Below are 12863 nucleotides of genomic sequence, written 5' to 3'. Positions count from 1 at the left end.
AACAAAACTAATGAGTAAAAAAGTTTTAATAATAGACGACGATGCCAGAAACATTTTTGCATTAACAGCAACGTTAAAGGCCAAGTCGTTTGAGTGTATATCCTGTGGAGGAGCCGAAGAGGCGATAGAAATGCTAAAGGGCGATACCGGGGTAGATGTTGTATTAATTGATATGATGATGCCCGATATGGATGGTTATGAAGCTATACCGCTTATAAAGGAAATACCCCACAGGCAGTTGTTGCCGGTAGTTTCGGTTACGGCACAGGCCATGGCAGGCGACAGGGAGAAATGCCTTGAAGCGGGAGCCGATGCCTATATTTCCAAACCTATTGATGTAGATAAATTATTACTTTTATTAAATACCATATAAAACTGTATGATTAGTGACCGTGAACTTGAAGTTTTGATAAATGAGGTGTTTGAATATTATGGTTACGACTTTAGTGGCTACTCTAAAGCTTCTTTAAAAAGACGTGTGGAAAGGTTGTACCAGATAGATGGTATATCCCGTTTTTCTGATGTGCTTTCTAAAATAAGAAGCGAAGAGGGGTATGTAAAGCATTTGGTCGAGGAGATAACGGTTAATGTTACCGAGATGTTCAGGGATCCGTTGTTTTACAAATTGCTGCGTGAAGAAATAGTACCGGTACTGGCTACCAAGCCTTTTATAAGGATATGGCATGCCGGCTGTTCAACCGGAGAAGAGGTGTACTCTATGGCTATATTACTAAAGGAAGCCAACTTGCTGCACAAATCATTACTGTATGCAACAGATATAAATTCGGTTGTTTTAGACACTGCTAAAAGAGGTTTGTTTCCGTTAAGAATGATTAAGCAATATGCAGAAAACTACAGGCTTTCGGGAGGGAGTGAGGATTTTTCAGATTATTATACGGCAAATTACGGACTGGCGAAGTTTAGCTGTGAGCTTAATGAGAAAATGGTGTTTTCACAACACAATCTGGTTTCAGATGCTTCGTTTAATGAGTTTGACTTAATAATGTGTCGTAATGTGCTTATTTATTTTGATAAACATTTGCAGGACAGGGTTCTAAGGTTGTTTGATAGTAGTTTATCATGCTTAGGATATTTGGCACTGGGTACTAAGGAAACCATTAAGTTTTCTACCGTTCAGGATAAATTTCAGCAACTTAACAGGGAGAAGATATGGAAGAAAGTAAAATAATTTCAGGATGCAAGGCATTACTTATAGGAGGTTCTGCAGGAAGTCTTGAAGTACTTATAGAAGTACTCCCCAAACTGGAGCAACTTAACTCTTTTGCCCTTATAATAGTGCTGCATCGCAAAAGCGGAGAAGATAATTTACTGGAAAACCTTATATCCATAAAAACTCCCATTCCTATTATGGAGGTGGAAGACAAGGTTCCGGTAGAGCCGGGATACATTTACATAGCACCATCTGACTATCACCTGCTTTTTGAAAAGGATGAAACCATATCGTTAGACACATCTGAAAAAGTAAACTACAGCCGTCCCAGTATTGACGTAGCTTTTGAATCGGCTGCCGATGTTTACGGACCTTCACTTGCAGCCATTTTACTATCTGGAGCAAATGCCGATGGTACTGCCGGGCTTCAGGCTATAAAGGAAGCGGGAGGTGTAACAGTAGTGCAAAAACCCGATAGTGCCGAGGTGGCCTATATGCCAGGGTATGCCATAGAGAATATGAGTCCTGACTTTGTTTTAGATATAAAGCAAATACTTGAATTTGTTAAGAATATAAATACTTCAAAATAATATCTTTCTGGTTTAACAGCAATTACTGTATTAAATTTATCTAAAGACATAAAAAATCGACTTTAACATTTTTACAAAAGTTTATCTTTGTAGGAGAAATTGATGCTTATGTTTATCCGGTTTATCATATCATTTGCTTTTCTGTTACTATTTTCAGAAACTACAATGGCTCAGATTGTCACTGATACTGAAAAAATTTTTGCGGAAAATATAAACGGATATTATAACAATCCTGTTCAGACTATAAAAGCTGCCGAATATCTTCTTAAAAATGCCAAAACCAATAATGATAAGGTAAAGGCTTACTATTTGCTTTCTGAAAGTAAATTCCTTACTGATGATTTTAGTGAAAGTATTGAGTACCTTTTTAAGGCTAATTTTCTGGCTGATTCCGGCGATGACTATTATCTTAAAAGTTTGGTGTATATCGCTATTTCTTCCCGCTGCCGTTTTTTTGGTATTGAAGACAGGGCATCATCATATATTGCAAGAGCAGAACAAGAACTGACACATATAGAGGGTACAGATGCCAAAACAGTGGTTGAGACCAAAATTTTATATGAAAAAGCCGGTGTATTAATTAAGTCTAAACAGTATAGTGAAGCGATTAATGCACTTTCATCGTCTAATAAGCTACTGGAAAATACTAAGCAGAATCATCCTGTTTTGCAGGCTAAGGTTAGAAAGGCGCTTGCAAATGTTTCCTTTTTGGCATCTGATTATGTAGCGGCAGCAAATCATTATCAAAAATGCATTGATATTTTAAAGGGAATTGGGTTTGAATTTTCATCAATAGCGGCCTGTGCCTACAATGGTATGGGGCAAATAGCTATTAAAAACAGCCAATATGATGTTGCACAGGCTGCTTTTGAGGCAGCACTGGCCTGTAATGTAATTGAATCGTGGGTAAAGGCAGATGTATACCAAAACCTATCGGAACTATATTTAAAAACTGATGACCAAGAGTTGTATAATGATAGCTCCATTAAGCACAAGGAAATATCTACAGCACTTATATGGAAGGAACGTGATGCCAGAAATATCCTGATTACTGAAATTGAAAAAGAGCAAAACATTGTTATTAATAAAGACAGATCGAGGTATACCAGTATATTTGTAGGTATGCTACTGGTTTTTGCGATAGTTTTTATAGTATATTTTGTGTACAACAAAAAGCTGGATGATGAATATAATAAGTTTGAAAAACTGCTATCCAGAATTGAAGCTGCCAAGATTAATACGGTTTCTGTATCAGATGTAAATGAGGTAACAGATAAGGCTGAGGGAAAAATATTGGCTATATCAGAAAAGACAGAACAGGCTGTGCTGGAAAAGCTTAAAGAGTTTGAGAGAGGCGATGAGTTTACCAATCCAAACATGTCGTTACAGCTTTTATCAAAAAGGGTAAAAACCAATTCAAAATACCTGTCGGATATAATTAATACTAATAAGGGGAAAAACTTTAATGCTTATATAAATGATTTACGTATTAATTATATAGTTGCTTTAATGCAGTCAGATAAAAAATACCTTACTTACAAGGTAAGTTACCTGGCAGAAATTTGTGGTTTTTCGTCTCACAGTGCTTTTACTGTAGTGTTTAAATCGGTTACTGATTTAACCCCAAAACAGTTTATAAACTTTCTTAAAAAGAAAATAGAGAAGGAAAAGGAGTCTGCTTAAAATAATAAGTACCTTGTGCGGGATTTATTTTTCTATTAATAGCCATGCATAAAATCACTTTGCAAAAAGTTAAATTAATTATGTGCCTGCTGTTTGTATTTGGTTATGCAACAGCACAGGTAAATCTTGATAGCCTTAAAACAGAGCTTAATCTTATGGTGTACAATAACCCTAAAGAAGCAATAAGGCGGGTTGAGGAGATTTATCCTACCATTACAAATCCTTCAATGCAAATTAGCTATTTGCTAACATCGGCAAATGCCTATGCTGTTTTAAAAAATCACGACGCGGTAATGGAAACGGCTCTAAAAGCAAAAAAAATAGCCGATGAAAAGGGGAGTCCGGTAAATAGGTTACAGGTGTCGGGTTTTATTGGCGGGCAGTACAGAAGGCTTGGACTTGATGATAAAGCATTGTTATACATTAATGAAGCCGAGGAGGTTTTTAAAACTGAAGCTATTCCCGACTCTTTAAAATACCTTGGCGGAAACATACTTATAGTTAAGGGACTTATTCAACGCACCAGTTTGGGGTGTGAGTATGCGTTGCCTTACTTTAAAGAGGCAGCAAATGTGTATAAAAAATATGTGTCGAAAAAAATTAATATGGTAAGTATAGCCATAGCCCATAATAATATTGCTGATTGTTATATTGAGATAAACGACTTTAATGCTGCCGAATTTAATTTTAAAGAGGCTATAAAGTATTCACTTGAGGTAAATTCTGGGCATAGCCTGGCGTATGCAAAAATGGGACTTTCCAGAATTTATAAACAGGAAAATGAAAACGAAAAGGCTATCGGCTTATTAAAGGAAGTGAATGCTGATTTAGAGGAAATGAATGACCTCTCCATAAAAAAAGAAGTTTACAAACAATTGTCTGAAAATTATAAAGCCATAAAGGATACTCAAAATTATGAGTATTACAGTAAACTTTATTTTGAGGAAACAAAAAGGATAATTGCAGAAGAGAAAAAATCCTTAAACACAGTGGTTAATGATTTATCTCAGGAAACACAAAAATCACAACAGGAAACAAAAAGTAAATTCACTTTTTTGCTATTGGGTTCAATACTTGTTTTTATTGTAATCCTATCTTATATGTCTTATAAAATTGTGAAAAAAAGGAAAAAAATAAGCAAAAAAAAGAAACAGGTCGATAAAGAGATATAAGTAGCTTTTTGAGTTTTAATCTTTTGATTTTCAGTGTTTTTTATTTATTTTTTTTCTTTTAAAATCAGGGAAAATTCCATGATATTTAAAGTTTTATGTTTTACAGAGGTCATAATTAGCTATAGCTTTGCAGCGACTCTTTTAGGAATTCTTGTACAGGAGCTGTAAAGATAATTAAGGATTATGTGGGGCAATTTTAATCCTCTAATTACTTTACACAATACGGCCTTAAGTAATTCCCAGGGTTTAGTTGAGTAATATTTTTATATTAATTCTTTTTTTAGCTAGTTTGACCATCTCGGGGATTTAGGTATTTAATACTCCGGGATGGTTGTTTTTTTAAAGCGCTTTCCAATTAAATTATCAGGAGAATTTTTTGTTTCGTCTAAACAAAAATGTCATTCACCGAAAATTACCTCAAACACTTTTCAATACTTTACATCTTTGCGATATGATTAAGCAACATAGTTAATTATGTAGCTGTAATCCCCCGCCATAATACCGATAGCCTTACAAAATACCAAAAACATTAATGTTTAATGTTAGCTTTACTAATGTCTATTTTTTTTAAAGCGAGGCCCCTTTGATGTAACAGTCATTGGGGTTTTTTTATGTTTTTTAGAGATGTCGTAAATCGATAAAAATAAGCAGTTCGTCGATACCAAATTACACGCTGTCTAAATTTGACCACCGGGCTTACATACTAATGTAACTTTGTTATATCAAAATCACTAAAGCATACGAAATGAAAATATTAATAATGGATGATCAGCAACTGGTATTGTTGTCTCTGCAAAAAACACTGACCGATTTAGGATATGAAGTCATAAGCGCCGATAATATTTTTGACGCGGTTCAGTACTATGATATCCATAAGCCTGATTTGGCCATTATTGATATTAATATGTCGGTTACTGCAGATCAACATTCTGTAGAAAATACACTAGCTGAGATAAATGATAAATCGTCGGGCTTAGAGGTTTTAAAATATATAAGGTTCATAAAAGAACATAATACTCCGGTTATGATATTAACCGGTAATACAGATGATGATATTATAGAGTTAGGCTTTGAACTTGGTGCTAATGAGTATATGAAAAAACCTTTGAGCCTTAAAGAGATTGGAATAAGGGTAAAAAGACTCATAGGAGGTTATACAGAGCTTAAAGCGACAAATAATAACAGATATATACAAAACGGTTGTATAGGCGTTGTTATACCCTGCTATAATGAAGAAGCTTGGTTATTAAGTGATGAGTTTAGAAACTTTGTGTTTAAAAACCTGGGCTACCATTTATGTTTTGTAAACGATGGCAGTACCGATAGTACACTAGAAGTGCTAAGGGATATACAAAAGGAAAATAAAGGTCGTATAAGTATATATAACTGTAAGAAGAATGTAGGAAGGGCAGAGGCAATACGCCTTGGTATGATGAGTCTTGAAAAACAAAAGCAGTTTGATTATATAGGCTTTATGGATGCCGACTTATCTACAAACTTCCAGGATTTTAGCGACTTGGTAAAAACCATAACACACTCAAAGTTTAAAGTGGTTAGCGGTTGCAGGATAAGCAGAATGGGAGCCGATATTTCTACAGAGCCTACAAGAAAGTTTTTAAACAGGGTAATAAACTATACCATGCGAAAAGTGTTTGGGCTTGATTTTAGGGATGCGCAATGTGGAGTGAAAATAATGTCGAGTGATGTGGTAGAGTTGGCCTTTGGTAAAAGGTTTTTAACTAAAAGCCTGTTTGATGTAGAGATATTACTAAGACTTAAAAAAATATACGGTGGTTATACCGTAAAACAAATGTGGTATGAAAAACCACTTGACAGATGGATTTATGCCCGTAAAACAAAAGTATCGGTATTCAATTCATTTAGCCTGATAGGGCAATTAGGGCAAATCACCCTGCATTACAGATAAGGAGGAATAAAACTTTTTCATAATGTTTTTTTATTGGTTTTGATTGGTAACGCCCGGTTTTTGGTCCGGGCGTTTGCTATTTTAAAACTTTATTTCCAGTGTGGTATAAAACACTCGTGGGTCAGACGGAATAATACCCGGCCCCGGATATCCGGTTGCCCTGCGGGTAAAATAGTAGTTGTTGGTAAAGTTATTTATACCAGCTTCCAGTTTCAGCATTTTCCATTGGTAAGAAGCAGATATATCGGCAACATAGTACGATGGTATTTCTCCAAAAATTCCGTATGTGTTGTCATCTTTTCCTGAAGTACTGTTTATAGCGTCGGTAAATTGAGATGAAAGATAGGTTAACTGGATATTACAGGTAAAGTTTTTATATCTAAGTCCTGAGCCAGCCTTTAGGTTTACAAGTGGTACAAACTCAACACTGTTACCTTCAATATTTGGGACTTCAGATTTTAAGTATTCAGATCCTGTTATTGAGGTGTTGGTAAACAGGCTCCATTTAAATTTACTTCCTTTAAAAAAAGTATTTGTAATGTTCCAGTCTAATAATGTTTCAAAACCATATGTTATCGCCGTTCCTACATTGCTTCTGTAACGTGTATATTTTCGATTTATAAATGTAGGATACTCACCAATTTTATCATTATAATACAAGCCAAATATACTGGCATCATAAGATAATTGATCATCTAATTTTCCTCTAACGCCTATATCGGAAGTATATCCTTTTTCATCTGTAATATTGGGGTCAATTGTCTGGCTTGGTGTAGTATTTCGAATATCATTAAAAGTAACCGACCTATAGTTTTGAGCTAAATTACCATAAAACTCAATACGGTTATTAGGTTTGTAGCTGGCAGCTAGTCCAAGTAGAACGAAGCTACGGTTTTTTGTTACATTTTCATATTCGGTTTCGTCAAGAATAACATTTCCGGCAAGGTCGGTATTTATCCTTCTGTAATATCCGTCTGCTTTTGTACGGATATTTTCAACTCTAATCCCCGGTGTTAATGTGAATTTTGGTGATAACCTGAACATGTTTTCGGCAAAAAAGGCAACATTAAGGTTTGGATACACATAATCGTTTTGATTAGCATAATTAGGGAACTCATCAAAAGCATAGTCAAAATTGGGGTCACTGCCAGAACTTCCTGGTCCCTGAGAGCCTGTATTTCTCGCCTGATAGTACTTGGCACCAATAAGTAATGCACTGCTATTACCATTAATATCATATTGTTGTAAAAAACGAGCCTCGGCACCCCAGTTTACAAAATCTCCTTTAAGCAGGTCTCTTTCTGTTCCTTCAATATCAGGGTTTGCTACCCTGTTAGAACGAAAACCTAATGCATTACGGCTGGCATCCAGTCCAAACAGTTGTAATGAGAACTGGGACTTGTCGGTAAAATGATGGTTTAATCTTAATGCCAAGAGATTCCAGTTTACGTCAAACCAGTTTCTGTTTCTGTTACTTTGAAACATATCCTGATAAAACATATAATCACTTAATCCACCGGGTTGTTTGGCCAGATAGTCAAACATGGTATAATCAAAATGAATGGATGTCTTTTCGGTAAACTGATAGTTCAGGTTAGCAAAAAAGTTACGACTGTTAAACTCAGAGTTAGGCCTGAAACCATCTCCCTGCTTATAGTTAAAAAAGGTGTAGTAACTAAATTTACCTGTTGTACCACTAAGGCTGGTAAAGTTAGTAAGAAGGTTATATGAACCTACGGTATTGCGTGTAACCACCTCAATTGGTTGGCCTGATGGTGCTTTGAACTTAAAGTTCACCAGTCCGCCAAACTGTGTGCCGTATTGTAATGCAGCAGCACCGCGTATTACCTGAATTTCTGCCAAAGCCTCGGTAGGAGGAGTATAGTAACTTTCAGGATAGCCCAAAACATCGGCACTTATATCATATCCGTTTTGGCGGGTGTTGAAGTTTGAGGTACGGTTAGGGTTTAATCCGCGGCCTCCTATACTAAGCTGTAATCCGCCGTCGGAATTTTCGTTAATAGTAAGACCCGCAATTTGTGCGTAAATCTGACGTGTATTGTTAGTTGCCTTATTAGCAGTGATTTTGTCAACACTTATAACTTCTGTTTTTCTTCCGGCATAAATGGCGGTACCATCTATGTCTTTCATCTTATTAAGTGAATAGAACTTTTCCTGCTGTATAACCAGTTCGTCAAGGTCAATTACTTTTTGCAGGGTAATAACAGTTTCTGTTGATGACGGAGATAAAGTTTGCTCAATAAGCATATAACCATCAGTATAAAACACAAGGGTTTGAGGGGTAGAGGCATTTATTTTAAAAACACCTTTCCCGTTAGTTGACAAAGAACTGTTTGCGGTTTTGTTAAAAATATCCACATAGGGTATAGCATCTCCTTTATCAGAAACTACTTTTCCTGTAATGGAGTTTTGTGCCAGGGCAAATACCGGCAGCAATAGCAACAACAGGCTATAGCCCCCAAATAGTTTCTTCAAAAGGTAATATCCAGTCTTTGTGCTTAAATGATTCATTTTTATCTGCTAAATTTATTTTTGGATCAATATACGGTCGGCTTAGCCTTCCGTTAAGTGCCACATGGCAGTTTACCCTTACTTCAGGGTTTGTCATTCCTTTCTTTTCATAATGGTCGTGCAGGTAATGTGCATATTCCAGTATAAAATCGGGTTGGAAAGACATTTGTTTTTCCTGAAAACGGGTAAGGAAATCTTCGTTATTTACATAAATGCTTTTTCCGGTTTTGGAGTCGGTAATTATAAACTGGGCGTAACCTGCTTTTTCCATAAGCATTACCCTCCATGAAAACCTAAAGCCCTCTTCGGTCCAGAAAAGTTCTCCCGGATAACATATATACCTGAAAGGAAACACTAACTGAAATAATAGTAAGAGGGAAAGCAATGCAATACTGAAATTATATAGTGGCCTGAAACGCGGAATGTATTTTTTTGTATTGTCAATCACTATTGAAGGAAGCCTTAGGGCTTTACTTAGTATTGATAGGCATTTTTTATGAAAGTCACTACTAAAGAATATCAGTGTAGAAACAATCATCACATAAGGGAACATACCAATAGGGAACAACAGTGCTGTTAGTAGATGGAAAGCAACTACAAAGGCAAAACCTATTAATCTGAACCTTTTATTTATAAGCAGGAATACAATACCCAAGTCATATATAGCACCAAACCAGCTAAAGAAATAGTGTATCCAGTTTTTAAGCATAAGCGGACCAATTAGTGGAAGTTCGGCATGACCTGATAACCATATCTTTAATGGCATGGCTCGTAAAAGCCAGTCGGAATTAAGTTTTGCAAGTCCGGCATAAAAGTATACTATGGCAAGTAACAGCTTTAAAATATCTACTGTCCAGCGTGGTATTTGTGAAAAGGCACGTTTGGGGTTTTTATAAGCATCTACCGAAAAGCACGATGCTGCCGGTAAAAATATCATTACAAAGCTTACTATTGATATAAAATAGTAGTGGTTAAGGTAGGTTGTTTTGTCCATAAGCTCTATGTAAGTAAAGCATAGAAAGAAAACAATTGCCGAAAGCCTGTACCTGTAGCCAATTGCTATTCCAATAGCAGCCAAGGCACACAGTATAAAAATACCATAAGTATATATGCCTATGGGTTTAACCCAGCTAAATCCGTAATAGGTAAAATGAAAGGAAGGTTGTATATAAAATTTATCTATCCATCCGTATGATGCAAAACGTACAAGTCCTAAAAGCATCATAAAACCGAACACCAGCCTGTAAAAGGCCAGTGTTGCGGCATTAGTGTATGAGTTTAGATATGATTTTATATGTGATGTCATTATTAATCACCGTCACCATCTACATAATCAATGGTAATATTAAGAGCCTGCATCATATCCAGTTTAAGGTAAATTACATTTTGTTGCATGGCATCATAAGCAGTAAGCATTTTGTTGTTATCCTGAGTAATCTGGTTAGAGAAACTCTCGTTAAGTGCGCTTACAGCAGTATTTATTGTACCAAACTGATTGTTGATTATAGTGCTAAGATTTTGTCCGTCTCTAACAGCATTTACAACATCAAGTGCACTTTTAAGACTCGCACCTGTTGTTGTACCGTTAAAAGCCTTACCGTTAAAAAAGTCCTGTTGTGCTTTTATGCCAGCAGTAAGTAACATTTTTGAAACATCGTTTTTATAATAAGCCTCTACTTTGTCTGCATAAGTAACTCCGTTAGAGAATACGCCTGCAGGTATACCTACTTTACCGCTTCTAACATCTTTTTCAAAATTCTTAATAAAGTTGTTTGTTGTAACGTTTACAGAACTTGTAACCGAAGTTCCGTTGTTGTTTACAAAAGTATCTCTGTAGGCTCCGTTCCAGTCGTTAGTAACCTGCTCAGCAATACTTTTTAGCTGTGCTATTATAGCGTTTAGGTAATCGGTAGTTGCCTGGTTGCTGTAAGAAGCAATAATTTCGCTATCTGTACCTGTACCATATATTAAATAGTCTATTGCAGGGAACCCCTGACGGCTAAACTGTATTTGTGTACCAAGATTATAACTGCCCGAAGCAATGTTAGCTTCAATTCCGTCAACATCGGTAGGGTAAGTATTAGCACTTAATTTAAGGTAAAGCAGGGATGCTTTTCCAAAATCATAAATTGCTACATATTGGTAAGCAATATAAGCATCAAGCCATGCAGTTCTTAATTCTGCAAGTCCTGCTTCATCAGGAGTTTGTGTAAATGCTGTAGCTTTTTCACTTAGAGTGGTAACTTTTGCAGTATAATTCTCGTAAGATGGGATTATAATATTATCGGCCCAGTTTACAAGTATGGCACTACGGTCAAAAGTAGGTGTGTTGTTAACTTCTTCATTATCATTAGATGAGCATCCTAATCCAACTACTGCCAAAATAAATAGCGCAAGTATTTTTTTCATTTCTAAAAAATTTTTGCAAAAATAAAAAACTGAAACCACTTATCTATAATTATTATAAATAATTTATCCCCAATTTCTTTTGAGATATTATATAAGTTTTTACATTTGCCTTGTTTTTAATAAATCTAAATAACGTTAACCAAATATTTAAATAATGAAAAAACTTACTTTTGGATTATCATTTGTTGCAGCAGCAGGTTTACTATTAGCTTCTTGTAGCAGTGATGACGATCAAAGTACACCTGCGGGGAATCAGGTGACTAAATCAGCAGTAATTGAGAACTACGCTAATATCGTTTACCAAAATTATAAGGACGCTTATGATGATGCAGTAGCACTTGAAACTGCTATCAACACTTTTGTTGGAGAGCCTACAGATGCTAATTTTACTGAAGCTAAAAACAAATGGAGAGATGCAAGGGAAAGTTACGGAACTACCGAGGCATTTCGTTTTGCTAACGGACCAATTGATGATGAAAACGGACCGGAAGGCTTACTTAACGCATGGCCGCTTGATGAAAATTATATTGACTATGTAGACAATAACGGTGCTGTTTTAAACGGTGGTATTATTAACGATACAGAAAACTTCCCTGAAATTACTAAGGATCTTCTTATTAGTCTTAACGAAGATGGTGGTGAGAAAAACATCAGTACAGGTTACCATGCTATTGAGTTCTTATTATGGGGACAGGATTTAACTGCTCCTGCAGATAATTTACCGGGACAGAGAGCTTATACTGATTTTGTTGACGAAGGCGGAACAGCACTTAATGAAGACAGAAGACGTGAGTACCTTGTAGTATGTGCTGATTTACTTACAGATCACCTTTCTTACCTTGTTGACCAGTGGAAAGAAGGTGGAGAATACAGAGGTGTTTTTCTTGCTTTACCGGAAGATGAGGCTTTACAAAATATGTATTTAGGTATCACTACTCTTGCTGCAGCCGAACTTGCTGTTGAGCGTATGGATGTGGCTCTTGCTAACATGGATCAGGAAGATGAGCACTCTTGCTTTAGTGATAACACTCACCGAGATGTTTACCTAAACTATAAAGGTGTAATTAATGTTTACAGAGGTGAGTATGGTTCTGTATCAGGTGCTTCTCTTGAAGATCTTGTAGCTCAGGCCGATGCTGAAACAGCTCAAAATACAGATGCAGCTATAACTACTACAGAAGCTAGTATTGCAGCGATCGCTATACCATTTGATTATGCTATCTCTGGCGGTGCAACTTCAGAAGAAGGAGCAAAAGTAAAAGCAGCTGTACTTAATTTACAACAGGAGTTAGGGGCTAACTTATTAGCAGGAGCAGCTAAGCTTAACTTGGATATAGAGTAACTATTAAGTAGTTTTACACGCAAATTAAATCATATCA

Annotated in this window: 10 protein-coding genes; 7 read left to right on the top strand and 3 right to left on the bottom strand. The window is 36.1% G+C overall.

Annotated elements, in window-relative coordinates:
- Nucleotides 1–10: 10 nt before the first annotated feature.
- From GN157_RS09575 to GN157_RS09550, 6 genes are all read left to right on the top strand, one after another.
- Entirely contained in the window at nucleotides 11–373 is a 363-nt protein-coding gene (locus GN157_RS09575; RefSeq protein WP_157483193.1) for a response regulator, read from the top strand.
- Nucleotides 374–379: 6 nt separating this feature from the next.
- On the top strand, nucleotides 380–1189 hold the full coding sequence (locus tag GN157_RS09570) for a CheR family methyltransferase (RefSeq protein ID WP_157483192.1): 810 nt from the start codon (nucleotides 380–382) through the stop codon (nucleotides 1187–1189).
- Nucleotides 1171–1761, top strand: a complete 591-nt coding sequence (locus GN157_RS09565) for a chemotaxis protein CheB (RefSeq protein WP_157483191.1) — start codon at nucleotides 1171–1173, stop codon at nucleotides 1759–1761. Before GN157_RS09570 ends, GN157_RS09565 begins: the two co-directional genes overlap by 19 nt.
- A gap of 165 nt (nucleotides 1762–1926) precedes the next feature.
- A complete protein-coding gene (locus GN157_RS09560; RefSeq protein WP_197429428.1) occupies nucleotides 1927–3444 on the top strand; it encodes a helix-turn-helix domain-containing protein in 1518 nt (505 codons plus the stop codon).
- Between the two features lie 44 nt (nucleotides 3445–3488).
- Nucleotides 3489–4616: a tetratricopeptide repeat protein gene (locus tag GN157_RS09555; RefSeq protein ID WP_157483189.1), complete on the top strand. Its 1128-nt coding sequence runs from the start codon at nucleotides 3489–3491 to the stop codon at nucleotides 4614–4616.
- A 745-nt stretch (nucleotides 4617–5361) separates the two neighbouring features.
- Nucleotides 5362–6543 (top strand): glycosyltransferase, encoded by a 1182-nt coding sequence (locus GN157_RS09550; RefSeq protein WP_157483188.1) that lies wholly within the window; start codon nucleotides 5362–5364, stop codon nucleotides 6541–6543.
- Nucleotides 6544–6624: 81 nt separating this feature from the next.
- On the opposite strand, the gene GN157_RS09545 is transcribed toward GN157_RS09550, so the two are convergent.
- From GN157_RS09545 to GN157_RS09535, 3 genes are read right to left on the bottom strand one after another with little or no spacing between them, the layout of a single operon-like run.
- Nucleotides 6625–9039 (bottom strand): TonB-dependent receptor domain-containing protein, encoded by a 2415-nt coding sequence (locus GN157_RS09545; protein WP_231749112.1) that lies wholly within the window; start codon nucleotides 9037–9039, stop codon nucleotides 6625–6627.
- Nucleotides 9014–10381 (bottom strand): HTTM domain-containing protein, encoded by a 1368-nt coding sequence (locus GN157_RS09540; protein ID WP_157483186.1) that lies wholly within the window; start codon nucleotides 10379–10381, stop codon nucleotides 9014–9016. Before GN157_RS09540 ends, GN157_RS09545 begins: the two co-directional genes overlap by 26 nt.
- A 2-nt stretch (nucleotides 10382–10383) precedes the next feature.
- Complete coding sequence (locus GN157_RS09535) at nucleotides 10384–11484, bottom strand: imelysin family protein (RefSeq protein ID WP_157483185.1); 1101 nt, start codon at nucleotides 11482–11484, stop codon at nucleotides 10384–10386.
- A 154-nt stretch (nucleotides 11485–11638) separates the two neighbouring features.
- On the opposite strand from GN157_RS09535, the gene GN157_RS09530 reads away from it, so the two are divergent.
- On the top strand, nucleotides 11639–12826 hold the full coding sequence (locus GN157_RS09530) for an imelysin family protein (protein ID WP_157483184.1): 1188 nt from the start codon (nucleotides 11639–11641) through the stop codon (nucleotides 12824–12826).
- Nucleotides 12827–12863: the final 37 nt, after the last annotated feature.

This window comes from Flavobacterium rakeshii (assembly GCF_009741375.1).
Lineage (GTDB): Bacteria > Bacteroidota > Bacteroidia > Flavobacteriales > Flavobacteriaceae > Flavobacterium > Flavobacterium rakeshii.
The sequence above is the reverse complement of the archived record's forward strand: the minus strand, read 5'-3'. Positions and strand labels throughout refer to the sequence as shown.